The following is a 26,426-nucleotide window of genomic DNA, read 5'->3' on the forward strand; positions in this document are numbered from 1 at the left end:
GCGAGGCGTCGGTGACGGAAATATTATTGCAGCGCCTTGTCTGTCCCGCCATCCTCGCCTAGAACACGCCCCGACCGCGGGTGGCGCAAATCACCCGGGCCATCGGAGAGGTGGCAGAGTGGTTGAATGCACCGCACTCGAAATGCGGCATAGGTGCAAGCCTATCGGGGGTTCGAATCCCTCCCTCTCCGCCACCCTTTCAGACCAGCGCGAAGGGTGTCTCCCGAAGCTTCGGAGAAGTGTAGGGAGACTGTATCGGCATAGTCTGCTGTTACTTGACGCGCTGATTCGAAGGCGAAGGCCCGTCTGTCGGCGATACTTGCGGCGAAGGCCGAGCGTTAGGGTTAGACGTTGGCGCCACGCTCGGAGGAGGAGTGGCAGTGAACGCCGAAGTGCCCGTCTTCGGTTCACTTGACAACGAGGTCTCAGGACTGAGCCACTGAAAAGCTTTAGTGATCGATTCCTTGAAGAGCGGCAAGAGCAGTGTGGCCGCGACGGCAAGTATTACAATGGCTTGAGTCTTGAACGCTTTCAGTTCGTTGATCTGATCGCGCAACTCATCAATGTGCTTCTCGACCTGATACGCAGTCGTAAACTTACCCGAGATTTGGTTGATGTTCTTCGACGGGAGGTCGAGATAACCCTTCTTCATCTGTTGGCGGGAAGATCGGCCACTCGCGAGCCATCCCATGGTTCAACGATCTTTTGAACCGGGCCATTTTTGCGCCATCTGATGTCGTTCCAAAACGGCATCAAAATGTCCCTAGTCGGCAATATAGAATTGGCGTGCGGCTAAATTCCCTTCGCCTAGCCTTAAGAGCGCGCTCTAAATCGATGGCGCGTTCGGTCGCAATGTTTACCACCCAACGTATCACGTCGGCATTTGCCTGCTTGGCAATGGGAATACCCGGCCTCTGGACAGTGATGCAACCTGCCCTTCGCGTCCATCTCTCGGGAGTGCGCCCTCGATGCCGAACGTTGTGGCGAGATCTCTAACTCCAGCAGGAGTCACGACGAGCGCACGGCTGTCCCTGACATGCTCGACCCAATCGTGCTCGAGAGCGTGATGAAGAATGGCAGCGCCGAGCGCCCCGGCCAGATGCGGCCGGCGCTCGCTCCAGTCGAGACAGGGGCGACAGAACACCCGGCGCTTGGAGGCGAGGCGAAGATCAACGCCGAACTCGTCGAAGAATGACCGACCGGCATCGGTCAGTTGTCCGCCATCCTCGTCGAGCAGAATGAACGACTGTTGGACCAGCCGGTCGGCGATTGCGACGGCGATGCGGCCGGCCATATGGTCATAGCACGTCCGCGCGTGTCGGAGCGTCTCTCCGCCGCGCCAGAGATTGCGCTGCCGGGCGGGGCCGTCCTGCGCCACCACCATGAGACCTTCCAGCACGCGTGCGACGTGCGGAGAGGCCAAGCGAAAATATCGTCGTCGGCCCTGCTTTGCGAGCGCAAGCAATCCGGCGTCGCTGAGTTTCGCAAGATGGCCACTCGCTGTCTGCGGCGCCACGCCAGACACATAGGCGAGCTCCGAGGCGGTCAACGTTCGGCCATCCATCAGCGCACTGAGCATGTTGGCGCGCGCCGGATCGCCGATGAGTGCCGCGACCTGAGCGATTTTGGGTCCCGTGTCCATGTCTTGTTTTACGCCGACGGGGACGCAGTGCCAAGCACGAATACTTCGGCCAAGATCGTAGTGTTTCTGCAAGACCGATTCAATCGCGGGACATAGGTTGTCTGGACACCACTAAGCCCAAGCGAACGGCATCGCCGCGATGGGACGAAAGTCTCGCGGCTCCAAATGTTCGATTGGCATCGAATGATAATCGCAAAACGGGCTGGTCTGAGCCATCAAAATCTCACGGACAACCGAGTGTGATCAATGCAAACGACTTCGCTCAACACAAGGCAGCCGGAACAAGCCGGCTCTGACAGCGCGTCATCCCGTTCGCCTCTTGCCGCGGCGCTGGCGCTTGCCGCCACGAGCCTTGGCCTCGGCGTCGTGCAGCTGGATATCACCATCGTGAATACCGCGCTCAGCAGCATCAGCACCTCGCTCGGCGGCAGCGTCGCCGAGCTGCAATGGGTGGTGACCGCCTATACCGTCGCATTCGCTGCCTTCATTTTGACCGCTGGTGCGCTCGGTGATCGCGTGGGCGCCAAGCGGATATTTATAGGGGGCTTCGCAATCTTCACGTTGGCTTCGCTCGCCTGCGCATTGGCTCCGTCGGCGATGTTCCTGATCGTTGCTCGCTCCGTGCAGGGCCTGGCGGCGGCAATCCTGGTGCCGAACTCGCTGACGCTACTCAATCACGCCTATACCGATCCGAAGGCGCGCGGCCGCGCGGTCGGCTTCTGGGCCGCAGGTGCGAGCGTCGCACTGACTGCGGGGCCGCTAGTTGGCGGCGCGCTGATCGCGCTGGTCAGCTGGCGTGCGATCTTTCTTGTCAACTTGCCGATCGGCGCCGCCGGCCTCTGGCTCGCCTGGCGTTACGCCGAGGAGACGCCGCGGCTCGCGCAGCGTGAGATCGATCTGCCGGGACAGATCGCGGCGATTGCAACCCTCGGCACGCTGGCCGGCGCCCTGATCGAGGGCGGCGCGCTGGGCTGGAGCCATCCGCTCGTCATCATGGGCTTCGCGGGGGCGGCCGTAATCGGACTCCTGTTCGTATGGCGCGAGGCGCGCGCGCCGCAACCGATGCTGCCGCTGTCGCTGTTCCGCCATCACATGTTCGCGCTGACCGCTCTGGTCGGGCTTCTCTTCAACATCGCCTTCTACGGTCTGATCTTCGTACTCAGTCTCTACTTCCAGAACGTCAATGGCTGGTCGCCGTTCGCAACGGGCCTCGCCTTCGTGCCCATGATGGCCATGGTGCTGCCCGCCAACCTGATTACCGCGTCGGTCAGCGAGCGCCTCGGCGCGCCGCAAACCATTGCGCTGGCTTGTATGATCACCGCCGCGGGCTGCGTTGCGCTGCTGCCTATGGCCTCAGGCACCAGCTACGGGGCGATCGGCGCGCAGCTCCTCGTCCTCGGCGGCGGGCTCGGCCTGCTCGTGCCGTCTTTGACCTCGACGCTGCTCGGCAGTGTCGAGAAGTCGCGATCCGGCATCGCCGCCGGTGTATTGAACGCGACGCGGCAGACCGGCAGCGTGCTTGGCGTTGCCCTGTTCGGCTCGCTGGTCGCCGGGAACAACGCGTTCATGGCAGGCGTGCATGCCTCGCTCGTGATATCGGCCGCTGTGTTACTCGCAGGTGCGGTCGCGATCTGGCAGGGCCGGGCAAAGGAGGGACGATGACAGGGGAGGTGCACGATCTCGTCTACCGCTATCGGCGCCGAGTGGGGACGTATGGAGCATAGTCAATTCCGCCATCCCGTCACACCAGGCACGTTCTGCAGCTTGTCCGGATTCCGCGTCACATAGATCGCAACGACCCGTTCATTCTCGATATGCAAGGCTGTCGTTTGAACAACATTGCCGTTCTCTACGGTGATGAAGCCGGGCAATCCGTTGATGATGGCGTGGCGGATCAATCGTGAGGGATGCACGGTGAAGAGGCGGGCGAGCCCCGCGAAGCGCTCCATGGCGGCTTCGAGCCCGAGCAGAGGCCTGGTCGGTGCCGGGACCTGGCCGCCGCCATCCGCATAGACCACGACATCTTCGGCGAGCATGGCGCGGAGCGCAGCAAGGTCGCCGGTCCGCGTTGCCGTGAAAAAGGCATTTGCGAGCCGCAAGCCTTCTTCGTTCCCGACGACGAACCTGGGTTCGGCAGCGTGGATATGCGCGCGGGCGCGGCTGGCAAGCTTGCGGCAGGTCGCAGCCTCGCGCCCGATCGTCTCCGATACGGCATCGAACTCCAATCCGAACACGTCATGCAGCAGAAAGGCCGCCCGTTCCAATGGCGACAATCGCTCCAGCGCGATCATCAGCGGCAGGGTCAGATCGTCGGCGGACTCCTCGTCTTCGGGGTCGAAGAAGGGTTCGGGCAACCACGGTCCGACATAGGTCACCCGACGGCGCCGTGCGGATTTCAATTCGTTGAGGGCCAGGCGCGTGACGATGGTGTGCAAGACCGCCTTGGGATCGCGCATCTGGTCGCGATCGGCGGCGAGCCAACGCACCCAGGCGCTGTGCACGACATCCTCTGCGTCGGCGACCGAACCCAGCATCCGATAGGCCAGCCGGATCAGGCGCGGCCGCAGATCGGCGAAGATCTCGGCCGCCGATGCGTCTTCAGCGGCGTCTGTCATGACGCTGCCCGAACGGCCGCTGAGGCCACGTCACGGCCACGCGCAAACTGCAGCGCGGTCCTCGCCACCCGCTGTCCCAGATGACGGGCGGTTGCGAGATCGGATTCGGGCGGGGCGGTGTCCGCACCCTCGTCGGTGTTCGACTGCGCCCCGGCTCCGAGCCAGAACCCCAGCCTGTTCGGATCGGCTTCCGATCCCGATGCGGAGTTGTTCCCCGGAGGCAGATCGAGATTGACCCAATGCATGCCATGCTGGGCGGCGAACAAGGCAAGCTGGATCAAGGTGGAGAGCTTGTCGCCGGCGTGTGCTCCCGAATTGGTGAAGCCTGCCGCGAGCTTGTCTTTCCAGCGATAGCCCTTGGACATCACCGCCCGTGAAGTTGCTTCCTGAAAGGCTTTGAAGGCCGCGGAGGCGGCGCCCATGTAGGTGGGCGTGCCGAAGATCAGCGCTTCCGCATCCATCAGGCTATCCCAGTTCTGTTCCACGTGCTCGACAGGCACCAGAAGCGCCTCTGCGCCATCGATATCCTGGACGCCGGACCTGACGGCCTCCGCTTGCCGCCGGGTATGGCCGTAGGCGCTGTGATAGACGATGGCGATCAGGGTGCGACCGCCTCCGGTTCCGAGTGTGTGCATGGTGTCCTCTGCTGCTGCCATTGCAGAAGCTAAGACAAGGCAGCGCGTCGAAACGTGACATGCCCTGCGAATTCTCGTCCGGAGGATGTTGCTCCGATTGACCGCCGCTCAGGCCGGAGCGGCCGCCGCCGGCTACTTTGCATGGGGTTGTTTTCGATATTTTGCCGGGAGCCGGCCTTCGGGCCGCCTCGGTAACCTTAATTTTCCGTTTCGATTGTCGATAAAGTTTTATCGATTATCCTCGTGGCCATTGAGCGGTGTGACGAACCGCGCGATGAGCGGCAACAGCCGAGTGGCTGGACGACCGCTCTGAAATCGAAGGGTGGGCAGAGCGCAGTGCCAGCCACCTTTCGGGCTGTCCGGCGGCGGCCGGCGGGGCAAATCAATTTTGAAGTGCTTTTGATTGCCAGGTTGCGGCGCATATCGCTCCGCATGAAGCCTTTCAATTGGGATGTTCCAAGATGACGCTCGCGCATTTCCTGATCGCGGCCGGTGGCGGCTTTTTGTTGCTCGCTGGCTTCGTCGCATTTGCCCTTTGGAGAAACGCGCTCCATTCGACGGCGCGGATTTAGCAACAGACCAGATTCAGCTCCGACGGCCTCGTGCTTGGGGACAAGCGAGGCTGGCGGGATGGCCGCACCGCCGCGCGGCCTGACAGCCGAGCACCGCGCCTTACGCCCTACCCCAAGGCGACGCGTGCTCGGCTGTTCAATTCCGGACCAATCTTCGTTGTTCGAAACATTGATTGCGTAAGGCCAATTCTTCCGCTCTCCGCGTCACCTCCACGAAGCGAGGTCCACTCTGCGCGTGATCGCGATGGCCTCGAGGAAGGTCTCGTCGTGGCTCACAACCAGCAGCGCGCCGTCATAGGCGCGCAAGCCAGCCTCGACCGCTTCCATGGATTCGATGTCCAGGTGGTTGGTCGGCTCGTCGAGGATCAGGAGCGGCGGCGGCATTGGGCCGCCCAGCACACAGGCGAGACCGGCGCGAAGCAACTGGCCGCCGCTGAGACTCGCAACGGCCTGCAGCGCGGCATCGGCGCGGAACATGAATCGCGCCAGCGCCGCGCGACAGGCGTTCTCGTCGGCATCCGGATTGATGCGCCGGAAATTCTCCAGGATGGAGGCCGACGCATCGAGCAGGCTGACTGCCTGATCGAATATGGCAAACCGGGTCATCACCTCGACGGTGCCGCGCGCCGCGGTCAGGTCGCCGCTGATGAGCTTCAGCAACGTCGTCTTGCCGGCGCCGTTGGGGCCAGTGATCGCGACGCGCTCCGGACCCGAGATCGAAAAGGTGAGATCACGCAGGATCGGCGCTTCCGTGCTGTAGCCGACATCGGCCGCATCGATTCGCAGCACCATCCTGCTCGCCGGCAGATGCGTCGAGGGCAATTGCACCGAGAATGGTTGCAGCACCTCGATGCGTTGCCGCGCCGCGGTGGCGAGTTCGAGCGCTTGCGTCCGCCTGCGCTCGGCGAGGCGGGCGTTCTCACCGCCGCTGTCCTCGCTGCGGTCCTTGCGCAGCCCGGCGGCGATGCGCGGCAGATCGCCCCTGGCGCGCTTCCTTGCACCTGCGCCGTCCTTGCGCGCCTTCCGTTCGTTGGCTTCTCTGGCGTTGCGGTTGATCTCGGCGACGCGCTTCTCGGCATCCGCCAGATCGTGCCGTGCTGCCGACAGCTCGATGGCCTTGCGCGCGCGGTACGCGCTCCAATTGCCACCGTAGCGCCTGGCTTCCAGCGAGGTCAGTTCGACGATCGCATCCATGGTCTCCAGCAATTCGCGGTCGTGGCTGACGACGATGGCGCCTTGCCGCCAGTCGGCGAGCAGGTCGATCACCGCCTTGCGTCCCGCACGGTCGAGATTGTTGGTGGGCTCGTCCAGCAGCAGAAAATCGGGCTGTGCGAAGGTCAGCGCGGCGAGGCGCGCGCGGGTGGCCTGGCCGCCGGACAGCGTCGCCAGCGGCGCGTCGAGTGCATCGTTCAGTCCGACGCGCTCGAGCGCGGCCGCGATGCGCGTGTCGAGCGTCCAGTCGACGTCGGCAATCTCCTCGATGCTCGCAAGGCCCTGTTCGGCACGGCGCAGCGCGGCCAGTGCGCGGCGCGCGCCGAACAGGTCGACGACGCATTCATCCGGCTTCAGCTGAACCGTCTGACGCAGCATCCCGACGCGTCCCTGAACCGAGACCGTGCCGGATTGCGGCGTGCGCAGCCTCGCGATCAGGCCGAGCAGCGTCGTCTTGCCGACGCCGTTCCTGCCGACAAGGCCGGTGCGTTCAGGTCCGAAATTCAGATCGATATGGGAAAGGAGAACCCGGCCGTCAGGCGCGGACAGGGTCAGATGAGAGAGCGCGATCGATGCAGGCATGGATATCCCCGAGGGCAAGGCTGATGGGCGTTGCTGTCAGGGTGAAATCCATGGTCGTCGGCATCCTCGGGGATTGATGATTGGCGTGATGTAGTCGTCTATTGCGCCGGGATCAAGGCGCGAAGCCAGCCGTCACGCGGCTTCGGCGAAGGTCCAGCGGTCGGGATCGGGCGTGTGGCCGATCAAAGCGAGGCCGTAGGCGATCGATTCGAATTGATCCGCCGAAGTCAGCCGTGCTTCGCCAAAGCGCTCTGCAAACAGCCGCTGCACGGCCGGCACGAACGAGGTGCCGCCGGTCAAAAACACCTTCTCTACGTCGCGCGCGGTGATGCCGGATTTCGCCAGCGCCTCGTCCACCGTCGCGCCCAGCCGTTCGATGTCGTCGGCGATCCAGGATTCGAAATCGTCGCGCGTGACCGTCGCGCCGATATCGATGCCTTCGCGAGCGAAGCGGAACTCGACGCGGTCGCGGCTCGACAGCGCGACCTTGGTGTCGGACACGGCGCGATAAAGCGCGAAGCCGAGATCGTGGTCGACGATGGTGATGAAATCGTGCAGCGGCGCCGGATCGAGCGCGGTGCGCGCGAGTTGCTGCAATTCGCGCAAGTCGCCATTGCCCCGCATCATCGCGAGCTGATGCCAGCGGGCGAGGCTCGAATAATAGTGATTGGGGATCGGCAGTACCTTGTCGAACGAGCGGTAGTTGGTGCCCTTGCCGAGCCGCGGCGAGACGATGTGGTCGACGATGCGGTAGTCGAAGGTGTCGCCGGCGATGCCGACGCCGGCATGGCCCAACGGTTCGGCGCGGAGCACGCCGCCCTTGCGCGAGAACCGCATCACGGAGAAGTCGCTGGTGCCGCCGCCGAAATCGGCGACCAGCACCGTGGCGTCGTGGTCGAGCGTGCGTGCGAAGGAGAACGCCGCGCCGACCGGCTCGTAGACATAGCGCGCATGGCCGGCGCCGAGCCGCTCGAACGCGGCACGGTAGCGCTGCATCGCGAGCTCGTCATTGGGATTGCCGCCGGCAAACTTCACCGGGCGGCCGACCATGATGGTCGGTGCGCCCAAGTCGAAACCCTCGCCGGCATGGCGCGTCAGCGTGCGCAGGAACGCCGCGAGCAGGTCCTCGAACTTGTAACGTTGCCGGAAGATCTGCGTGGTGTTGAAGGCCGAGCTGGCCGCAAATGTCTTGAACGACTGGATGAAGCGATGGATCGTGCGTCCCTCGAGGAACTGCTCGATCGCCCACGGACCGCCCTCGGCGCGCGGATGCAGGCCGGCGCCGGGCCGTTCCTCCCAGAAGCACAGCGCGGACACATAGACGCTATGCGTGCGGCCGCCGTGGTCGAAGCGAACAGCCTCGACGCGGCCGTCGCCGTCGGACAGCGCGACCACGGTGTTGCTGGTGCCGAAATCGACGCCAATCGAGACGGCGGGCGGGGCGCTCGACATGTCATGCTCGGATTGTCTGTGAAAGGGGGCGGACCTTTAGCGGCTTTGGCCGGATTTGCCAACCCGTATGGACGCTATCCACCTCCCCTTGGAAAGGGGAGGTCGCTTTGCTCGCCAGAGCAAAGCGGGTGGGGATCTGCTCGCTCCGTAAACAGCATCGCCTGCGGCTGACCCCCATCCCGACCTTCCCCCTTTCGGGGGGAAGGAGAAGGAAGATGACGGTCCCGATGAAGCGGCTCAATCCTTCAATGCGTAGGCGATGACGTAGTCGCCGCGCTTGGTGCCGAACGAGCCGTGGCCGCCGGCCGCGGTGACGACGTATTGCTTGCCGCCAGCCTCGTAGCTCATCGGCGTCGATTGGGCGCCGGCCGGCAGGCGATCCTCCCAGAGCACCTTGCCGTTGCGCACATCGTAGGCCCGGATCGTGTACTCATAGGTCCCGGTGTAGAACGCAACGCCGCCGGCGGTGGTGATCGGCCCGCCCAGCATCGGCACGCCCATCTTGAATGGAAGCGGCAGCGGTGTTGTGTCCCGGATCGTGCCGTTGGGATGCTGCCAGACGATCTTCATCGTCTTCAGGTCGATCGCGGCCATCGAGCCCCATGGCGGCCGATAGCACGGCACGGAGAGCGGCGAGAGGAAGCTCGAGATATCGACGCCGAACGGCGTGCCATACATCGGCTGCACCCCGACCTCGCTGCCGACCGGCTTTTCGGCCGTCGGCGCCGGAGGATTCTGCGGGCCGCGCGGAATGAGTCTTGAGGCGAAGGGCAACGACATCGGATTGGCGATCGCGATCTGCCTGACAGGATCGACAGCGATGCCGCCCCATTCGAACATGCCGAGATTGCCCGGGAAGACGAGCGTGCCCTGCAACGACGGCGGCGTGAAGGTGCCTTCGTAGCGCAAGCGGTGGAACATGATCCGGCACAGCAGCTGGTCGAAGATCGTGCCGCCCCACATGTCGGCGCCGGTCAGCTTCGCCTCGGGGCGGAAGGTCAGTTCGGAGAACGGCTGGGTCGGTGCTGAGCGGTCGCCGGGCGCGGGCCCTTGCGGCACCGCGCGTTCCGGCGCCGGCACGATCAGTTCGCCGGTCCTGCGGTCGAGCACGAAGATGTTGCCCACCTTGGTCGGCTGGATGATCGCGGGGATGACGCCCTTCGCCGTCGTCACATCGACCAGGCTCGGTTGCGAGGGAACGTCCATGTCCCAGAGATCATGATGCACGGTCTGGTACGACCAGGCGCGCTTGCCGGTGTCGACATCAAGCGCGACGATGGCGCTGGAATAGCGCTCGACCAGCGCATCGCGATTGCCGCCCCAGATGTCAGGTCCGTTGTTACCGGTCGGGATGTAGACCAGATTCAGTTTCGGATCGAACGAGGCCGTGATCCAGGAATTCGGTGAGCCGTTGGTGTAATGCCGCGTCGGCGACGGCAGCGCGTTCTCGTCCGCCGCGCCGGAATCCCAGGCCCAGACCAGTTTGCCGGTGTAGACATCGAAGCCGCGGATCACGCCCGACGGCACCTCGACCGCATAATTGTCGATCACCGCGGCGGCCACGACCAGGATCTTGTCGCTGACGACCGGCGGCGATGTCGGCTCGAAGAAGCCCGCGGTCTTGATCCCCATCCCCTGCTGCAGGTCGAGGTTGCCGTGATCGGCGAAACCATCGCAGAGCTTGCCGCTGTCGGCATCGAGCGCGATCATGCGGCCGTCATTGACGGGCAGGAAGATCCGCCGCGGGCATTCGGCCGGCGCCGGACTGCCGCCAGAGTCGACGGCGCCAGACGCGGTTTCATGATAGGAGACGCCGCGGCAGGTCATGTGCTGGAACGTCTTGTTGTGCACAAGCTTGGGGTCGTAGCGCCAGCGTTCCGTGCCGGTCTTGGCGTCGAGCGCGAACAGCACCTGGTGCTGCGAGCAGAGATAGAGCGTATCGCGCACCTTGATCGGGGTGACCTCGAAGGTCGTCTCGCCGGAATCCTCTGGCGTCTTCACGTCGCCGGTGCGGAAGGTCCAGGCGACCTTGAGGTTAGCGACGTTGTCGGGCGTGATCTGCTTCAGCGGCGAATAGCGCTGTCCGAATTGCGTGCGTCCATAGGCGCGCCAGTCGCCGTCCGGCTGCGGGTCGGCTTCGCTTTGCGGCACGGCGGAGCCGGACTCGGCAATCGTGCCGTTGATGTCGTGATAGCTGGACAGCAGCCCGGCGCTCAGCACCGCCGCCGCAGCAACGACGCCGATCCAGAGTGGCGCCGTTGCGCGCATGTAAGGCACCGGCCCGCTTCGTGTCAGGGCGCGAACGATCGCCGGCGTGAGCAGCCAGAGCGCCATCGGGAAGACGACGTCGCCACGCGCCGCGAGCGGCCACCAGTCGCACCGCACCTCATGGACGGCCCACGCCAGCGTGCCGAGCAGCACGATCGCAAACAGCCATAGCGCCTGATGGCGCTGCGCCAGCAGCAGCATAGCCGTGGCGAGAATGCCGACGCCGAGGACAGTGTAGAAGATGGATCCACCCAATGCGGCGAGCCAAATGCCGCCGCCGGCGAGGACCAGGCCGATCAAGGCGTAGACGATGGCTGTGATGAGGACTGCCCTGGATCGCTGCATGGTCGCTCCGGTGCGGGGCGGATCGGGCTTGTCCCGCACAAGCGCGACAGACTGGGTCCGCCATCGCGAACTGTCGTTCAGTCGACCGCAACTTGCAACCTGGAACTGCGACGTTGATACAACACAAGCACGTAAGGTCCATGCGAAACCCGCCGAAGCAAATCATTCAAAATGCGCGCACCTTCAACAGGCAGCAGCAGAGTTGCGGCGCTGACGCAAAGGTGAGAGGTTTTCAGCGGATTTTGAATCGACGCGCTCTTCCAGCCCTGTGCAGGCGCTGCTCTATACCGTTCCGCGGATCACACCGCGGACGGTTGGCACGCAGGAGAAGCAACAATGACACGGAACCCCACTGCCGAGAATTATCGTGTCGCGGTCGCCGCCTACGAGGCGGGCCGACCGAGCTACCCCGCGGAGATTGTCGCCGCGCTGCCGCTTGCGGCCGCGCGCTGTGTCGTCGATCTCGGTGCCGGAACCGGCAAGTTCACCCGCCTTCTGCTGCAGCATTTGCCCGCGACTGCGCGCCTCGTCGCGGTCGAGCCCGTTGCCGAGATGTCGGCCAGGCTGGCGAAGGAGGCCGGGGTGGAGGTCATCAACACGCGCGCCGATGCGATCAATCTCGAAACCGGCAGCGTCGACCTTGTCACCTGCGCCCAGGCGTTTCACTGGTTCGACAACGAGGCGTCGGTTGCCGAGATCGCGCGACTGCTGCATCCCGGCGGGACGCTTGCGCTGGTCTGGAACAACCGGGATGACCGCACGCCGTGGGTCGACGCGTTGTCCGTCATGATCGAGGGCTATGCGGGCGACACGCCCCGGCAACGGACCGGACGCTGGCGCTGGATCCTGAAGGACCCGCGCTTCGTGCTCGAGAGGGAAATCGTGCAGGACCATCCGCACCGGATGAAGCGACGGGACGTCTTCGAGCGCATCGCATCGACGAGCTATGTCGCCAATCTTCCCGGTGCGGAGAAGGCGATCCTGCGCGACAAGACCGGCAGCATCCTGCGTGAGGCCGGTCTCGGCGACGCCGACGAAGTGGTGTTCCCCTATGTCACGCAGCTCTTCCTGCTGAAGCGGGCATAGACCGCACTATTGCGCGGCGCATCCTTGCTCGACGGTCTGCCTCAGGCGCGGCAGCGTCATGCGCCAGTAGAAGGCAACGTGTTTGGCGCCTGAGTCGGGTCCGATTTCCCAGCCGCTTCCGCGGCGGATCGGCGAAGGCGGCACCTGCTGGGTGACGGTCAGCACCGTCTCGCCGCCGTCAGGCACGAGTGTCATCGTGATCGTCGCATAGGATTGCGGAACATCCGGCAGGCCGGAGACCTGCGACCAATAGGAGTATGCGAGCCGCATCGACGGCTCGACATGGAGGACGCGGCCCTTGTCGCGATAGCGCTTTGCGCCGATCTCCGCCTCGATGTCGATTGGCGCGCCGATCCGCCAATCGGTCCTGAAATGCGCGTTGCGCCATCTCTCGCCCGCCTTGGGGTTGATCGATCGTGTTCCACACCTGCGTTAGCTCCGCAGCAATCCGGATCGACTCGGTGACAGACTGGAAGGGCAAGAGTTCGTTCGTCATCGAATGCTCACTTGTCGCCTACGACTTTCCATTTTCCGTCAGCGCCGCGCCGCAAAGAGGGATCGCCGATGCGGATGTGTTGCGCAAGAAAATCGATGAAAGCGCGGACCCGCGCCGGCAGCGGGCCGGCATGGCCGACATAGACCGCATGGATGTCCTCGCGGTCGCCGGGATTGAGATTTTGCAGCACCGGCACCAGACGCCCGGCCTCGATATCGGGGCCGATGTGGAAGAGCGCCAGCCGGCCGAGCCCGATCCCGCCAAGCGTGAGCTGGCGTGCGGTTTCGCCGTCGCTGGCGCGGGCCACCGGCGGCGGCAGCGCTTCCTCGATCCGTTCAGCGCGGCGGAACGGCCAGCCGCGGATGCTGCGCGGAAAGGTCCAGCCGATGCCGCGATGGGCGGCGAGGTCGGCCGGCGTCTTCGGCGTGCCGAAGCGGGCGAGATAGGACGGCGCGGCGACCACCGCCATGCGGCTGGTGCCGAGCTTGCGCGCGATCAGCCGCGAGGCGCCGAGCGGGCCGGCGCGGATCGCGATATCCGCGCGTGCCTGCATCAGATCGACCAGCGTGTCGGTCAGCACGATGTCGAGCGTGATGTCGGGATGCTCGCGCATGAAACGCGGCAGCAGCGGCATCACATGCAGCATGCCGAACGGAATGTTGCTGTTCACGGTGAGATGGCCGCGCGGCACGCATGAGGCGGCCTCGCGTTCGGCCTCGTCGATATCGGCGAGGATGCGCTGGGCGCGCTGGTAGAAGGCCTGGCCTTCCTCGGTGAGCTGCAGCTTGCGCGTGGTGCGGTTGACCAGCCGCGTGCCGAGCCGCGTCTCGAGCCGCGAGACCAGCTTGCTGACGCCCGACGGCGTCAGGCGCAGGCTGTTCGCGGCAGCCGTGAAGCCGCCGAGATCGACGACGCGGACGAATACGTCCATCTCGCCGGAGCGGTTGGTGTCGGTGCGGGACATCTTGAATTCAAGTCACAAATGATTGGATTGCGGCCATTCTAATCCTTCCCCGCCCGGACCGCTATCTCGCTTTGTGGAATCCTTTTGTCCGGAGCGACACATACCTGCTGCAGTCCTTGCCTTGACCGCCGGTGCCTTTGGTATCGGCACCACCGAATTCCTCATCATGGGACTGCTGCTGCAGGTCGCCGCCGACATGCAGGTATCCGTATCCGCGGCGGGCCTGCTGATCTCCGGCTACGCGCTCGGCGTATTCGTCGGCGCGCCGATCCTGACGCTGGCAACGCGGCGGATGCCGCGCAAGGCGGTCTTGCTGGCGCTGATGGCGATCTTCACGCTCGGCAATGCGGCGTGTGCGCTGGCGCCGAGCTACGGGCTTTTGATGGCGGCGCGCATTCTCACCTCGCTGGCGCACGGCACCTTCTTCGGCGTTGGCTCCGTGGTGGCGACAAGCCTCGTCCCGGAAGACAAGCGCGCCTCGGCGATCGCCACGATGTTCATCGGCCTCACGGTCGCGACCCTGCTCGGCGTGCCCTTCGGGGCCTGGTTCGGCCTGATCCTCGGCTGGCGCGCGGCGTTCTGGGCGGTGGCGGCGATCGGCGTGATCGCGTTCATCGTGCTGGCCTTGCTGGTCCCCAGCCATGTCGGCGCCAATGACAAGCCCGCGCCGCTGCGCGAGGAACTCGCCGTGCTCGGCCGCCCGCAGGTCCTGCTCGGACTTGCCATGACGGTGTTCGGCTTCGGCGGGCTGTTCGCGGTCTTCACCTATGTACAGCCGATCCTGACGCGGCTCACCGGCTTCTCCGACGCCGCGGTGTCGCCGATCCTGCTGGTGTTCGGTGCCGGCCTTGCGATCGGCAACGTCGCGGGCGGACGGCTCGCCGACAAGGGACTTGCGCGGGCGCTGCTGGTATCGCTCGGTGGCCTCGCCGCCGTGCTCGTCGCGCTGACGGCGGTCGTCTCGATCAAGGCATTGGCGGTCGTGCTGCTGTTCATCCTCGGCATCGCCGCGTTCGCGACCGTGGCGCCGCTGCAGCTCCGCGTGCTCGAGGCCGCGGGCGTCGAAGGGCGGACGCTGGCCTCCAGCCTGAACATCGCGGCGTTCAATTTGGGCAACGCGCTCGGCGCCTGGGCCGGCGGCGTCACCATCGATCGCGGCCTCGGCCTCGGCGCGCTGCCGCTGGTGGCAGCCGTCATCACTGCAATCGGCCTGTTGCTTGCGCTGTGGAGCCTGCGCCTCGATCGGCCGATCGCGCTCGCCGCGCAGTGCCCGGCGGAATGAATCGGATCAAGGGAGTATGACCATGGAATACCGCAATCTCGGTGCATCCGGCCTCAAAGTCCCGGTGCTCAGCTTCGGCACCGGCACGTTCGGCGGCCAGGGGCCTTTGTTTTCGGCCTGGGGCCGCAGCGGCGCCGACGAGGCGCGACGGTTGATCGACATCTGTCTCGAGGCCGGCGTCAACCTGTTCGACACCGCCGATGTCTATTCGAACGGCGCGTCGGAGGAGATCCTCGGCGCCGCGATCAAGGGACGCCGCGACAAGGTGTTGATCTCGACCAAGACCGGCCTGCCGATGGGCGACGGCCCGCTCGATGCCGGTACGTCGCGATATCGCCTGGTCGCCGCGGTCGACGCCGCGCTGCGCCGGCTCAACACCGACTATATCGACCTGCTGCAGCTTCATGCCTTTGATGCCGTCACGCCGGTCGATGAAGTGCTGTCGACGCTCGACACGCTGGTGCGCGCCGGCAAGCTGCGCTATGTCGGCGCCTCGAATTTCTCCGGCTGGCATCTGATGAAATCACTCGGTCTCGCCGAGCGGCATGGCTGGCCGCGCTATGTGGCGCACCAGGTCTATTATTCGCTGGTCGGCCGCGACTATGAATCCGAGCTGATGCCACTCGCGCTCGACCAGGGCGTCGGCGCGCTGGTCTGGAGCCCGCTCGGCTGGGGCCGCCTCACCGGCAAGATCAGGCGCGGCCAGCCATTGCCCGCCAACAGCCGCCTGCATGAGACCGCGCAGTTCGGGCCGGCGGTCGACGATGAGAAGCTTTACGCGATCGTCGACGCGCTGGACGCGGTAGCCACGGAGACCGGCTGCAGCGTGCCGCAGATCGCGATTGCCTGGCTGCTGACGCGGCCGAGCGTTTCGTCCGTGATCATCGGTGCACGTGATGAGGTGCAACTACGCGACAATCTCGGCGCGGTTGGATGGTCGCTCTCGCCGGACCAGATCGCGCGTCTCGACCGCGCGAGCGCGGTGATGCCGGCCTATCCGTACTATCCCTACCGTATCCAGGAAGGCTTCGCGCGCCTCAATCCGCCGCCGGTGTGAGTCCGTCGCAGACCCGGTTTCACGCCTGGACGGTGTGCTCGCAGACCTGCCGGCGATATTCCGCCGGCGTGACGTTCATGTGCTGCCGGAACACGCGATTGAGGTGGCTTTGATCGGCGAAGCCGGCGAGCAGCGCGATCTCCTTCAGCGCGACGCGATCCTTGCGCAGATGCTGGCACGCATGCTCGACCTTGCGCCGCAGGACATAGGCGTGCGGCCGCATGCCGTAGTGCACGCGGAACTTGCGGGCGAACTGGACCGGCGTGCAATTGCAGATGTTCGCCAATTCCTCCAGCGTGATGTTCCGGAAGATGTTCTGCTCGATATAGTCCTCGATCAGCCGGGCATGCGCCGGGCGAAAGCGTCCTTGCGCGCAGGGCATCTTGAACTCGATCGCCGCATATTTCCGCAGGATGTGCACGCTCGCCTGCAGCGCCAGCGCATCATAGCAGAGGCGTCCGCCCGGACCTCCTGAGGCAACCTCCTGAACCATCTGGTCGTTGATCCACGTCAGCATCGGATCTTCGGCCTTGAGCAGATCGTGCAGCTCGATCGCCTCGGCGTCGCGGTCGAAGGCATCGCTCGCCGTCTTCATCATGAGGGCGGGAGCGATATAGAAATGCGTGACCTCGATGTCATTCTTCCAGTGCCAGCTTGACGGCTCTGCGCGGGTCAGGAGTGACGTGACGCCGCGACCGACGTGATCCTGCTTCCATGCGCCGGTGACACGGCGGTTCATCGACGTCGTGCCGTCGCGATAGAGCACGAGGAGGAAGTTCTCCGACGGCGGGACCCAGATGTCGGACGGCGCATAGCGGAAGATGCGCAGCCGGAAATCGTTCCTCCCGACCGAGGCGCTATCCAGCTTCAGCTCACCGGGAGCGTAGCGCGGCAGCTCCTCGACCGTGATCAACTGGCCCATCGCGCGAGCCTCCTCCCTGGGATTGGTGGCGCGGTTGACCGCTTGTTCTTGGCCGGACGGCTGAGCGCAGAATAGGCCGCTTTCGCCGTTTGCCAAGGAGACCAATGGCCGGTCGGGCAATTGAACGGCGGCGTTCCAGAGATTGTCGGTTTCGTCCAAGCCGCGCGGCCGAACGGCCCGTAGCCTGCTCTGCGTTTCGGCGACAGCGCGAGCGGCCGAGACCAAATTGACGCAACGCACCATCATCCGGCGACACCGCGGGTGGGAAGGTGCGTGCGAGAAGCCAGACACAGGAGGAAATCATGACCGAGACCGTCACAAGGTCGAATGGAAGCAATGGTGCGCATGCAACGACCAAGCTCGACGCCGTGGTCGTCGGCGCCGGCGTCGCCGGTCTCTATCAATTGTTCCGCCTGCGTGAGCAGGGACTGAGTGTGAAGGCGATCGACGCCGGGTCTGGTGTCGGCGGCACCTGGTACTGGAACCGCTATCCCGGGGCGCGATTCGATTCCGAAGGCCACACCTATCAGTACTTGTTCTCCGAGGAGCTCTACAAAGGCTGGAGCTGGAGCGAGCGATTCCCGGGCCAGCCGGAAATCGAGCGCTGGCTGAACTACGTCGCCGACCGCCTCGACCTCGGGAAAGACATCCAGTTCGGCACCACGGTGAAGAGCGCGCATTTCAACGAGGCGACGCAACGCTGGCTGGTCGCGACCGACCAGGGCGACGTGATCGATACCCAGTTCCTCGTCACCTGCTGCGGCATGCTCTCGGCCCCGCACGTGTCCTTCCCGGGACAGGAGACGTTCAAGGGCAAGCTGTTCCACACCGCGCGCTGGCCCAAGGGACCGATCGAGCTCGCCGGCAAGCGCGTCGGCGTGGTCGGCAACGGCGCGACCGGAATCCAGGTGATCCAGTCGATCGCCGGTGAGGTCGGCCATCTCAAGGTGTTCATCCGCACCCCGCAATACATCATCCCGATGAAGAACCCGAAATGGGACGCGGCGGACGCCGAGGCCTACAAGTCGAAGTTCAAATTCCTCACCGAACGGCTGCCGAAAACGTTCACCGGATTCGAATTCGACTTCGAGCACGCCTGGGCCGACCTGACGCCGCAGCAGCGCCGCCAGGTGATCGAGGACTGCTGGAACGACGGATCCCTGAAGCTGTGGGTCTCGTCCTTTGCCGAACTGTTCTTCGACGAAGCCGTCAACGCCGAGATCACCGAATTCGTGCGCGAGAAGATGCGCGAGCGGATCAAGGACCCCAAGCTGTGTGAGCTGCTGATTCCCGCCGATTACGGTTTTGGCACGCACCGGGTGCCGCTGGAGAGCAATTTCCTCGAGGCTTTCCACCGGCCCAATGTCGAGATCGTCAGCGTCAAGAACAATCCGATCGCCCGCATCACGCCTGAGGGCATCCAGACCGCCGACGGCACGGTGCATGAGTTCGACGTCATCATCCTGGCGACCGGCTTCGACGCCGGAACGGGGGCGTTGACGCGGATCGACATCCGCGGCCGCGACGGGCGATCGCTGAAGGACGATTGGGGCAGGGATATCCGCACCACGATGGGCCTGCAGGTCCATGGCTACCCGAACCTGTTCACCACAGCGGTGCCGCTCGCGCCCTCGGCCGCACTCTGCAACATGACCACATGCTTGCAGCAGCAGGTGGAGTGGATTGCCGATTGCATCAGATATCTGCGCGGCAAGAACCTGAACGTCATCGAGCCGACCAGGGATACCGAGGATCAATGGGTGGCGCATCACGACGAGACCGCCAACGCAACGCTGATCGCGAAGACCAACTCCTGGTACCTGGGCTCCAATGTCGAGGGCAAGCCGCGCCGGGTGCTGTCCTATTGCGGCGGCGTCGGCACCTACCGCCAGAAATGCGACGAGGTCGCCGCCAGCGGCTATCGCGGCTTCGCCACGCAGTAGGGCTACGCGGGTCAACATCAAAAAACACAGGAGGAAGACAATGAGCACGAATTTCAGTGCATCCGCCGATGCAATCCTTGACGGTGTCGTGACTTCAAACCCGCGCGTTCCCGGCGTCGTTGCGATGGTGACCGACCGTCATCGCAACATCTATGAAGGTGCCGCCGGCAAACGCCGGCTCGACCAGCCCGCGGATATGACGACCGACAGCGTGTTCGCGATCTTCTCGACCACCAAGGCGATCACCGGAACGGCCGTCCTTCAGCTCGTCGAGGAAGGCAAGCTCGATCTCGACGCGCCCGCCAGGACCTACGCGCCCGACATCGGCAAGCTCCAGGTGATCGAGGGTTTTGACGACAAGGGCGAGCCGCGGCTGCGTCCACCGAAGCGCGACATCACCACCCGCATGCTGATGGTCCATTCCGCGGGTCTGAGCTACGACTTCATCAATCACACCTATAACCGGCTGGCGCAGGAGAAGGGGCAACCCAGCGTCATCACGGCGTCCAAGGCTTCGCTGATGACGCCGCTGCTGTTCGATCCGGGCGAGCGCTGGGAATACGGCACCAACATGGATTGGTGCGGCCAGATCGTCGAGGCCATCACCGGCAGGCGGCTCGGGGAAGTCTTCAAGACGCGGATATTCGAACCGCTCGGGATCATGGATACGACGTTCGAGCTCACCGACGCGATGCGCCGCAAGCTTGCCGGCATCCACGCCCGCAACGCCGACGGTTCGCTCACGCCGATGGACTTCGAATTGCCGGCCAAGCCCGAAATCCACATGGGCGGCCACGGGCTTTACGGCACCATCGGCGACTATATGCGCTTCATCCGGATGTGGCTGAACGACGGCGCCGGCGAGCATGGACGGGTCCTCAAGGCCGAGACTGTGCGGATGGCGGAGAAGAACCATCTCGGCAACAACAAGGTCACCGCGATCACCGGCGTGATCACCTCGCTCGCCAACGACGCCGAGTTCTTCCCCGGTCAGTCGAAGTCCTGGGCGTTGAGCTTCATGATCAATGACGAGCAGGCTCCGACCGGCCGCCCCGCCGGCGCGCTGGGCTGGGCGGGGCTCGCCAATTTGTTCTACTGGATCGATCGGCAGAACGGTTTTGGCGGATACTGGGCGACGCAGATCCTGCCGTTTGGCGATCCGACATCCTTTATCGGCTACATCAATTTCGAGACGGCGTTCTACGAATCCCTGAGGCTGCGCAAGGCGGGTTAGAGACAGCTCATCGGAGCGAGCTAAAGCTAGCTCGCTCCGAGCAACTCCGTGATCAGTCCCGCCGCCTTGATCCCGGTGCCGCTGATGATGACGACGGTGCGCTCCGCCGGCCGGATCGCGCCGCGCGCCTTCAGGACGTCAAGCGCGGCGGCGGCCGAGGCCGAGGTCGGCTCGACGAACAGGCCGGTCTGCGCCAATCGCTTCAACGCGGCGACGATGCCGTCTTCGGGAATTGCGACGGTGCCGCCGCCGCTCTCGTTCAGCGCCGCGATCATCTGCTTCAGCCGCAGCGGGTGCTTGATCGCGGTGCCCTCGGCGATGGTCTTGCGGACCGCGCGATCGACCGGCGTGTCGACGCCGGCGGCGAAGCTGGCATCGACCGGCGAGCAGTTGAGCGGTTGGGCCGCAAACAGGCGCGGCAGCCGCGTGATCTGCCCGGCCGCGAAGAGCTCCTTGAAGCCGATATAGCAGCCGAGCAGGCTGCTGCCGGCGCCGACCGGCATGATGACGTTGTCCGGCGCGGTGAAGCCGAAATCTTCCCAGATCTCATAGGCCAGCGACTTGGTGCCCTGCAGGAAGAACGGTTGCCAGTTGTGGCTGGAGTAGAAGATCTGCTTCGACTGGCGGATCGCCTCCGCCTCGGATTCCTCGCGCGGGCCTTCGACCAGCTGCACCTCGGCGCCGAAGGCGTGCATCTGCGCCACCTTCATCGGCGACGTCGTCGCCGGCGCAAGGATCCTGACCCGCATGCCGCCGGCCGCGCCATAGGCTGAAACCGACGCGCCGCCATTGCCGGAAGAGTCCTCCAGCACCGCATCGACGCCGAGCTGGCGCAGGAACGACAGCATCACCGTGGTGCCGCGATCCTTGAAGCTCGCGGTCGGATTGAACCATTCAAGCTTGAAATGCGGCCGCAGATCATCCCACGCCTTCTCGACGGCAGGCGTGCAGCCTTCACCCATCGTGATCGGCTGCCTGATTTCGACCGGCAGCGCCGCGCGATAGCGCCACAGCGATCGTGTCGCGCGATCGATCTCGTCGCGAGAGATGCCCGGCAGCGGCGTTATCAGGAGCGGCTTGCCTTCGTCGGAGCACCAGCGCGGGATATCCAGCGGATACAGTTTTCCGTTGAGCGGGTCGATGTAACTGGGTGAAGGCATCGCTATTCAGTCCTCAAGGCACGGTCCGGCCGGACACATCGCGACCGAGCACGAAAGCCGGCAAGCTCGCAAGGTTGTCACGAACCATGATCGGGGCGGGCGCCCCTTCCGGCAGGTTCATTGCGGCCCGATTATGCCACCAAGTCGGCAGATGCACACGTGCCGTGCCGAACAGATCATAGGCCGATCCTGCAACGAACAGGCATCGATTGGCCGGGACCGGCAGTTCGTCGAGCGCGAGCCGATAGGGTTGCGGCTGCGGCTTGTAATAGCCGGCGCGCTCGGCCGTCACGAACACGGTGAGGGGAACGCCGAGGCGATCGGCGGCGATGCGGCCGAGCCGCTCCGAGCAGTTCGTCACGACGCCGAGCGCGACGCCGGCACCGTGCAGCGTTTGCAGGACGTCGCGAACCTCGGGCCAGGGATCGAGCTCGGCGTAGCGTGCACCGAGCTCCGCGGCGCGTTCGAAAGGGAGTCCAACGTTGCGCGCGGCCTCACCCACCAGGTTTTCATAGGGACGGTAGCGCCCGGTGGCGTAGGTGTTCTTGAGATACTCGGCGCGCCAGCGCAGCCCGGCTTCATCAGAGCCCGCGATCTTGTTCCAGAGCGTCCAGCTGTCGAGCAGCGCGGTCAGCAGATCGAACAGAACGGCGTCATAGGCTCGGGTCATGGGCTGCGCTCCGTCTCCTACCATCCGCGAAACCGCTCCCATTGCCTCACCGTATCGGAGCCGCTGGCGACGACATGGTAGCGGTCGTGCTGGGCTCCGGTCGCGCAGGCATGGTTCGGCAGGATCCGCACCTTGGTGCCGACCGGCAGCGTCACCTGCGGCGCCGTGCTGCCGGGGCGGAGCGCGATGATGCCGTGCTCCTGATTGGTTTCGGTCACGATCAGGTCGCGATGCGGCCGTCCATCGATGTCGCAGACGATGCCATAGCCCTGGTCGATCGGTTGCTTCGCGGTGCCGAGGTCGCGCGACAGCGCCATCCAGCCGGCGTCAATGAAGGTCCAGCCGCGGTCGGCGCGATGGCCGATCACCGTCGCGAGCACCGACAGCGCGATGTCCTCGACCGCGCAGACCTCGATCCCCGCCATCACAAGGTCGAACATCACGAAGACGCCGGCGCGCACCTCGGTGACACCATCGAGCCGGCGCGCGAAATGGGCTGTCGGCGTCGAGCCGACGCTGACCACGGGGCAGGGCAGTCCGGCCGCGCGCAGCGATTCGGCGCAGGCGACCGCCGCGGCGCGCTCCTGCTCGGCGGCCTGCTCGAGCGCCGCCACGCTGCGGCAGGAATAGGATTCGCCGGCATGCGCCATGACGCCGCGCAACTCGGCGCCGCCTTGATGCAGCGCGCGGCCGATCTCGACCAGCAGCGGGTCGTGCGCGCCGACGCCGGCGCGATGGCCGTCGCAGTCGATCTCGATCAGCACGGGAATGCGGTCGTTCGACATGCGGGCCATCGCGGTGACGGCGGCGGCCTGATCGAGACTGTCGAGCACCACGGACAGGTCCACGCCCCGCCGCCGCAGCGCCGCGATGCGATCGAGCTTCTGCGGCGCGATGCCGACGGCATAGAGGATGTCTTTCACGCCTGCCGCGGCAAACATTTCGGCTTCTTGCAGCGTGGAGACCGCGGCCGGACCAGCCGGACTGTCCATCACGGCGCGCGCCGCCGGAATGGATTTCGCGGTCTTCAGATGCGGGCGGAGCGGCACGCCGAGCCGCGACAGCCGCGTCTTCAGGCGGGCGATGTTGTGCAGCATCCGGTCTTCGTCGAGCACGAGGCAGGGCGTCTCGATCCCGGCGAGCGGATGCGGTGCGTTCGAGGCAAGGGGTGATGACATGCGGCAAGACTAGCCGTTTCCACGCTAAGCACAATTTACCGAATGTCATTCTTATATTAAGCCTGAACTTAATGCTCTCGACCGACGATATCCGCTTTTTCCTGGCGATCGCTGTGGCACGGTCGCTCGCGGCCGCGGCGCGGGCGCTCGACGTCACGCCATCGGCAGTGTCGCAGCGGCTGCAGAGCCTCGAGCAGCGTTTGGGTGTTCAACTGGTCAGCCGCTCGGCCCGGCGGTTGACGCTGACCGATGAGGGCGAGCTCCTGGTATTGCGCGGCCGCACGCTGCTCGACGAGGCGACGGAGCTGACGGAGGCGCTGCAGGCGCGTCGCGGCACCATCGCCGGCCATCTGAAGGTTCTTGCGCCGCTCGGCTTCGGACGCCGCTACGTCGCCCCGATCGTTGCGACGTTCCGATCCCGCCATCCCGACGTGTCGGTCGAGCTCGAGCTGTCCGATCGGCCGGGGCGTGCGGCTGCCGGCGCGTGGGACGTCATGATCCATATCGGTGCGCTGCAGGATTCCACGCTTCGCTTGCTGCGCCTTGCGCCCAATGAACGCCTGCTCTGCGCCTCGCCGGCCTATCTGAAGCGCCGCGGAACGCCGGCGAGCCCGCAGCAGCTGCGCGGACATGATTGCATCGCACTGCGCGAGAACGAGGAGGACGTGACGCTGTGGCGGTTCTCCCGCAGGCGTGGCGCGGCGGTGCCCGATGTCGTCAGGATCGAGCCGATGCTGTCGAGCAATGACGGCGAGGTCGTGAAGGCCTGGGCGCTCATGGATCACGGCCTGATCGTCAGGTCGGAGTGGGATGTCGCCGAGGATCTCGCCTCTGGCCGGCTGGTGCGGGTTCTGCCGAACTTCCGCCTGCCGCCGGCCGACGTCGTCGCGCTCCTCAATCCGGGCCGCGGCGGGCGGGCCCGGCGCACGCAGGCTTTCGTGGAGCATTTGCGCGCCGCCCTCGCGCCGCCGCCATGGCGCAGCAGGCCGCGCTGACAGACGGCGACCGCTTACGCCGCGCCCGCCTGCCGGCTCAGATAGCCCTTGGCAAAATCGAGATACCAGTCGAGGCAGCCGGGATTGGCCATCGCATCGCGGTTGATGACCTTCTCGACGGGATGGCCGAGCAACAGCTTCTTGACCGGCAGCTCCTGCTTCTTGCCGGACAGCGTGCGCGGAATCTCCGCCACGACGAAGATATCGTTGGGCAGGAAGCGGCGCGACAGCCCGGCCTCGACCGCCTTGTTGATCTTGCCTCTCATCGCGGCATCGAGCGCAATGCCCTCGCGCAGCACCACGAACAGCGGCATGTAGCTGTCGCGGCCGAGATATTCGAGGTCGACCACCATCGAATCCAGCACCTCCGGCAGCGCCTCGATCGCGGAATAGAGCTCGCTGGTGCCCATCCGCAAGCCATGGCGGTTGATGGTGGCGTCGCTGCGGCCGTAGATCACGCAGGAGCCGTCGGGATTGATCTTGAGCCAGTCGCCATGCCGCCACACCGGGCCGCGGCCTGAGCCGTCGAAATTGTCGGGATAGGTCTCGAAATAGCTGGAAAGGTAGCGCGCGTTGCCGGGATCGTTCCAGAACCGCAGCGGCATCGAGGGCAGCGGCTCGGTGCAGACGAGCTCGCCGACCTCGTCGATCACGGCGCGGCCCTGCTCGTCGAACGCTTCCACCGCGCAGCCGAGCAGGCGGCATTGCATGATGCCCGGCGTCTGCGGCAATTCGCGATTGCCGCCGATGAAGGCGCCGGCGAAGTCGGTGCCGCCGGAAATATTGGCCCACCACATATCGGCTTGCGCGGCGTTGCCGTTCTGCTTCGCTAGCGCGGCGAAGCGCTCGTTGAACCAGGCTTGGGTGTCGGCGCTGAGCGGCGAGCCGGTCGAGCCGAGCGTGCGCAGGCCTGAGAGGTCGCCGACGGCTGCGAGATCGATCTCCGCCTTGGTGCAATTGGCAAAGAATGCCGCGCCGGCGCCGAAGAAGGTGGCCTTGGCGTCGGCGACGAAGCGCCACAGCGTGGCCCAGTCCGGCTTGTCCTTGGTGCCGCCGGGGCTGCCGTCGAAAATGCAGCAGGTCGTGCCGTTGAGCAGGCCGTTGGCCTGGCAATTCCACATGATCCAACCGGTCGAAGAGTACCAGTGGAAGCGTTCGCCGAACGAGTTTTGCTGATAGCTGCAGCCGATGTCGTTGTGCAGCGTCGAGAGCGGCAGCGCCACGACGATAATGCCGCCATGGCTGTGCAGGATCGGCTTCGGCAATCCGGTGGTGCCCGAGGAATAGACGATCCAGAGCGGATGATCGAACGGCAGCCATTCCGGCTCGAAGGCGTCGATCTCCGCGCTCTGGCTCGCGAGAATCGATGACAATCGCGTCTCGGACGGCGCGGCGTCGCTGTGCAGGATGACATGCTGCACGGTCGGCAGCGCGCGCCGCAATTCCTCGATCACGCCTTGCCGGTCGTGGCGCCGGCCGGCATAGGTCACCGCGTCGCAGGCGATCAGCACCTTCGGCTCGATCTGCTTGAAGCGATCGATCACCGCGGGCGCCGCCATGTCGGGCGCACAGACGCTCCAGACCGCGCCCAAGCTCGCGGTCGCGAGGAACGCGATGATCGTCTCGGGAATGTTCGGCAAGTAGGCGGCGACCCGGTCGCCGGCGCCGACGCCGTTGGCCTTCAGATGCAGCGCCAGCGCTGCCGATCTGCGCTGCAGTTCGGGCCAGCTCGTCTCCGAGAGCTTGCCGTCCTCGCCGCTCGAGATCAGGGCCGGCAGTCCTGCGGCATGCGCCGGCGCGACATGGCGGAAGACCTGGCGCGCGTAGTTCACCGAAGCGCCGGGAAACCACACCGCGCCCGGCATCTTGCGCTCGGCCAGCACCGCCGAATGCGGCGTCGGCGAGCGCAGGTCGAAATAATCCCACACGCTCTGCCAGAAGCCGTCGATATCGGTGACCGACCAGCGCCGCAGCGCCTCGAAATCCGCAAATTCAAGGCCGCGCGTCTGCTTCAGCCATTGGCGGTAAAGGGCCATTTGCGGGACGTAAGCTGCTGTCATGCGCGTTTCCGAAAGTCCTTGTGTCGTGGCAGGCGATCGAGGCCCGCCAGCGTGTC

Annotated in this window: 21 protein-coding genes and 1 tRNA gene; 8 read left to right on the forward strand and 14 right to left on the reverse strand. The window is 65.2% G+C overall.

The window, feature by feature from the left end; all coding sequences use genetic code 11:
* The first annotated feature begins 104 nt into the window (after nt 1-104).
* A tRNA-Ser gene (locus ACVWYP_RS06500) sits at nt 105-194 on the forward strand.
* Between the two features lie 77 nt (nt 195-271).
* Here ACVWYP_RS06500 and ACVWYP_RS06505 read toward each other — a convergent pair.
* Together ACVWYP_RS06505 and ACVWYP_RS06510 are read right to left on the reverse strand one after the other, a co-directional pair.
* Nucleotides 272-652, reverse strand: coding sequence for a hypothetical protein (locus ACVWYP_RS06505; protein WP_304498146.1), 381 nt, complete (start codon nt 650-652; stop codon nt 272-274).
* A 219-nt stretch (nt 653-871) separates the two neighbouring features.
* Nucleotides 872-1,642 carry an ArsR/SmtB family transcription factor gene (locus ACVWYP_RS06510; protein ID WP_304498147.1) on the reverse strand — a complete coding sequence of 257 codons (771 nt, stop codon included), beginning with the start codon at nt 1,640-1,642 and terminating at the stop codon, nt 872-874.
* A 246-nt stretch (nt 1,643-1,888) separates the two neighbouring features.
* Here ACVWYP_RS06510 and ACVWYP_RS06515 point away from each other — a divergent pair, with 246 nt between their 5' ends.
* Nucleotides 1,889-3,304 carry an MFS transporter gene (locus ACVWYP_RS06515; RefSeq protein ID WP_304498148.1) on the forward strand — a complete coding sequence of 472 codons (1,416 nt, stop codon included), beginning with the start codon at nt 1,889-1,891 and terminating at the stop codon, nt 3,302-3,304.
* Nucleotides 3,305-3,366: 62 nt separating this feature from the next.
* On the opposite strand, the gene ACVWYP_RS06520 is transcribed toward ACVWYP_RS06515, so the two are convergent.
* The 5 genes from ACVWYP_RS06520 to ACVWYP_RS06540 form a co-directional block, all read right to left on the reverse strand.
* Complete coding sequence (locus ACVWYP_RS06520) at nt 3,367-4,257, reverse strand: sigma-70 family RNA polymerase sigma factor (RefSeq protein ID WP_304498149.1); 891 nt, start codon at nt 4,255-4,257, stop codon at nt 3,367-3,369.
* Complete coding sequence (locus ACVWYP_RS06525; protein ID WP_304498150.1) at nt 4,254-4,892, reverse strand: flavodoxin family protein; 639 nt, start codon at nt 4,890-4,892, stop codon at nt 4,254-4,256. The genes ACVWYP_RS06520 and ACVWYP_RS06525 overlap by 4 nt, the downstream gene beginning before the upstream one ends.
* Before the next feature lie 776 nt (nt 4,893-5,668).
* The gene (locus ACVWYP_RS06530; protein ID WP_304498151.1) at nt 5,669-7,258 is read right to left on the reverse strand and encodes an ABC-F family ATP-binding cassette domain-containing protein; all 1,590 of its coding nucleotides are present in this window, start codon (nt 7,256-7,258) and stop codon (nt 5,669-5,671) included.
* Between the two features lie 132 nt (nt 7,259-7,390).
* A complete protein-coding gene (locus tag ACVWYP_RS06535; RefSeq protein WP_304498152.1) occupies nt 7,391-8,710 on the reverse strand; it encodes an Hsp70 family protein in 1,320 nt (439 codons plus the stop codon).
* 237 nt (nt 8,711-8,947) lie between these two features.
* Nucleotides 8,948-11,323: a glucose/quinate/shikimate family membrane-bound PQQ-dependent dehydrogenase gene (locus tag ACVWYP_RS06540; RefSeq protein WP_304498153.1), complete on the reverse strand. Its 2,376-nt coding sequence runs from the start codon at nt 11,321-11,323 to the stop codon at nt 8,948-8,950.
* A gap of 336 nt (nt 11,324-11,659) precedes the next feature.
* On the opposite strand from ACVWYP_RS06540, the gene ACVWYP_RS06545 reads away from it, so the two are divergent.
* Nucleotides 11,660-12,409, forward strand: coding sequence for a class I SAM-dependent methyltransferase (locus ACVWYP_RS06545; protein ID WP_304498154.1), 750 nt, complete (start codon nt 11,660-11,662; stop codon nt 12,407-12,409).
* Nucleotides 12,410-12,415: 6 nt separating this feature from the next.
* Here the strand turns inward: ACVWYP_RS06545 and ACVWYP_RS06550 are convergent, their stop codons facing one another.
* A complete protein-coding gene (locus tag ACVWYP_RS06550) occupies nt 12,416-12,820 on the reverse strand; it encodes an SRPBCC domain-containing protein (RefSeq protein ID WP_456684300.1) in 405 nt (134 codons plus the stop codon).
* Nucleotides 12,821-12,912: 92 nt separating this feature from the next.
* Complete coding sequence (locus tag ACVWYP_RS06555) at nt 12,913-13,869, reverse strand: LysR family transcriptional regulator (protein WP_304498156.1); 957 nt, start codon at nt 13,867-13,869, stop codon at nt 12,913-12,915.
* 100 nt (nt 13,870-13,969) lie between these two features.
* Here ACVWYP_RS06555 and ACVWYP_RS06560 point away from each other — a divergent pair, with 100 nt between their 5' ends.
* Both ACVWYP_RS06560 and ACVWYP_RS06565 read left to right on the forward strand, forming a co-directional pair.
* Nucleotides 13,970-15,151 (forward strand): MFS transporter, encoded by a 1,182-nt coding sequence (locus ACVWYP_RS06560; protein WP_304498157.1) that lies wholly within the window; start codon nt 13,970-13,972, stop codon nt 15,149-15,151.
* A 22-nt stretch (nt 15,152-15,173) separates the two neighbouring features.
* On the forward strand, nt 15,174-16,208 hold the full coding sequence (locus ACVWYP_RS06565; RefSeq protein WP_304498158.1) for an aldo/keto reductase: 1,035 nt from the start codon (nt 15,174-15,176) through the stop codon (nt 16,206-16,208).
* A gap of 19 nt (nt 16,209-16,227) precedes the next feature.
* Here the strand turns inward: ACVWYP_RS06565 and ACVWYP_RS06570 are convergent, their stop codons facing one another.
* Nucleotides 16,228-17,130 (reverse strand): helix-turn-helix transcriptional regulator, encoded by a 903-nt coding sequence (locus tag ACVWYP_RS06570; protein ID WP_304498159.1) that lies wholly within the window; start codon nt 17,128-17,130, stop codon nt 16,228-16,230.
* A gap of 302 nt (nt 17,131-17,432) precedes the next feature.
* On the opposite strand from ACVWYP_RS06570, the gene ACVWYP_RS06575 reads away from it, so the two are divergent.
* Together ACVWYP_RS06575 and ACVWYP_RS06580 are read left to right on the forward strand one after the other, a co-directional pair.
* The gene (locus ACVWYP_RS06575) at nt 17,433-19,073 is read left to right on the forward strand and encodes a flavin-containing monooxygenase (protein WP_304498160.1); all 1,641 of its coding nucleotides are present in this window, start codon (nt 17,433-17,435) and stop codon (nt 19,071-19,073) included.
* A 40-nt stretch (nt 19,074-19,113) separates the two neighbouring features.
* Entirely contained in the window at nt 19,114-20,307 is a 1,194-nt protein-coding gene (locus ACVWYP_RS06580) for a methyl acetate hydrolase AcmB (RefSeq protein WP_304498161.1), read from the forward strand.
* A 26-nt stretch (nt 20,308-20,333) separates the two neighbouring features.
* On the opposite strand, the gene ACVWYP_RS06585 is transcribed toward ACVWYP_RS06580, so the two are convergent.
* The 3 genes from ACVWYP_RS06585 to ACVWYP_RS06595 are packed head-to-tail and all read right to left on the reverse strand — an operon-like array spanning nt 20,334 to nt 23,315.
* Entirely contained in the window at nt 20,334-21,467 is a 1,134-nt protein-coding gene (locus tag ACVWYP_RS06585; RefSeq protein WP_304498162.1) for a threonine synthase, read from the reverse strand.
* A 13-nt stretch (nt 21,468-21,480) separates the two neighbouring features.
* Nucleotides 21,481-22,137, reverse strand: coding sequence for an HAD-IA family hydrolase (locus ACVWYP_RS06590; RefSeq protein WP_304498163.1), 657 nt, complete (start codon nt 22,135-22,137; stop codon nt 21,481-21,483).
* Between the two features lie 17 nt (nt 22,138-22,154).
* The gene (locus ACVWYP_RS06595; protein WP_304498164.1) at nt 22,155-23,315 is read right to left on the reverse strand and encodes a DSD1 family PLP-dependent enzyme; all 1,161 of its coding nucleotides are present in this window, start codon (nt 23,313-23,315) and stop codon (nt 22,155-22,157) included.
* Between the two features lie 71 nt (nt 23,316-23,386).
* Here ACVWYP_RS06595 and ACVWYP_RS06600 point away from each other — a divergent pair, with 71 nt between their 5' ends.
* Nucleotides 23,387-24,310, forward strand: a complete 924-nt coding sequence (locus tag ACVWYP_RS06600; protein ID WP_304498165.1) for a LysR substrate-binding domain-containing protein — start codon at nt 23,387-23,389, stop codon at nt 24,308-24,310.
* Between the two features lie 14 nt (nt 24,311-24,324).
* Here the strand turns inward: ACVWYP_RS06600 and ACVWYP_RS06605 are convergent, their stop codons facing one another.
* Nucleotides 24,325-26,370: an acetoacetate--CoA ligase gene (locus tag ACVWYP_RS06605; RefSeq protein ID WP_304498166.1), complete on the reverse strand. Its 2,046-nt coding sequence runs from the start codon at nt 26,368-26,370 to the stop codon at nt 24,325-24,327.
* Nucleotides 26,371-26,426: the final 56 nt, after the last annotated feature.

The sequence above is a fragment of the Bradyrhizobium sp. USDA 3262 genome (genome assembly GCF_054060035.1).

Bases quoted from the DNA above. Each gene is read 5' to 3' on its own strand.
- ACVWYP_RS06595 (WP_304498164.1), bottom strand. From the start codon at position 23,315: ATGTCATCACCCCTTGCCTCGAACGCACCGCATCCGCTCGCCGGGATC.
- ACVWYP_RS06510 (WP_304498147.1), bottom strand. From the start codon at position 1,642: ATGGACACGGGACCCAAAATCGCTCAGGTCGCGGCACTCATCGGCGAT.
- ACVWYP_RS06555 (WP_304498156.1), bottom strand. From the start codon at position 13,869: ATGTCCCGCACCGACACCAACCGCTCCGGCGAGATGGACGTATTCGTC.
- ACVWYP_RS06575 (WP_304498160.1), top strand. From the start codon at position 17,433: ATGACCGAGACCGTCACAAGGTCGAATGGAAGCAATGGTGCGCATGCA.
- ACVWYP_RS06545 (WP_304498154.1), top strand. From the start codon at position 11,660: ATGACACGGAACCCCACTGCCGAGAATTATCGTGTCGCGGTCGCCGCC.
- ACVWYP_RS06515 (WP_304498148.1), top strand. From the start codon at position 1,889: ATGCAAACGACTTCGCTCAACACAAGGCAGCCGGAACAAGCCGGCTCT.
- ACVWYP_RS06605 (WP_304498166.1), bottom strand. From the start codon at position 26,370: ATGACAGCAGCTTACGTCCCGCAAATGGCCCTTTACCGCCAATGGCTG.
- ACVWYP_RS06585 (WP_304498162.1), bottom strand. From the start codon at position 21,467: ATGCCTTCACCCAGTTACATCGACCCGCTCAACGGAAAACTGTATCCG.
- ACVWYP_RS06600 (WP_304498165.1), top strand. From the start codon at position 23,387: ATGCTCTCGACCGACGATATCCGCTTTTTCCTGGCGATCGCTGTGGCA.
- ACVWYP_RS06580 (WP_304498161.1), top strand. From the start codon at position 19,114: ATGAGCACGAATTTCAGTGCATCCGCCGATGCAATCCTTGACGGTGTC.
- ACVWYP_RS06520 (WP_304498149.1), bottom strand. From the start codon at position 4,257: ATGACAGACGCCGCTGAAGACGCATCGGCGGCCGAGATCTTCGCCGAT.
- ACVWYP_RS06565 (WP_304498158.1), top strand. From the start codon at position 15,174: ATGGAATACCGCAATCTCGGTGCATCCGGCCTCAAAGTCCCGGTGCTC.
- ACVWYP_RS06540 (WP_304498153.1), bottom strand. From the start codon at position 11,323: ATGCAGCGATCCAGGGCAGTCCTCATCACAGCCATCGTCTACGCCTTG.
- ACVWYP_RS06505 (WP_304498146.1), bottom strand. From the start codon at position 652: ATGAAGAAGGGTTATCTCGACCTCCCGTCGAAGAACATCAACCAAATC.
- ACVWYP_RS06530 (WP_304498151.1), bottom strand. From the start codon at position 7,258: ATGCCTGCATCGATCGCGCTCTCTCATCTGACCCTGTCCGCGCCTGAC.
- ACVWYP_RS06570 (WP_304498159.1), bottom strand. From the start codon at position 17,130: ATGGGCCAGTTGATCACGGTCGAGGAGCTGCCGCGCTACGCTCCCGGT.
- ACVWYP_RS06525 (WP_304498150.1), bottom strand. From the start codon at position 4,892: ATGCACACACTCGGAACCGGAGGCGGTCGCACCCTGATCGCCATCGTC.
- ACVWYP_RS06590 (WP_304498163.1), bottom strand. From the start codon at position 22,137: ATGACCCGAGCCTATGACGCCGTTCTGTTCGATCTGCTGACCGCGCTG.
- ACVWYP_RS06535 (WP_304498152.1), bottom strand. From the start codon at position 8,710: ATGTCGAGCGCCCCGCCCGCCGTCTCGATTGGCGTCGATTTCGGCACC.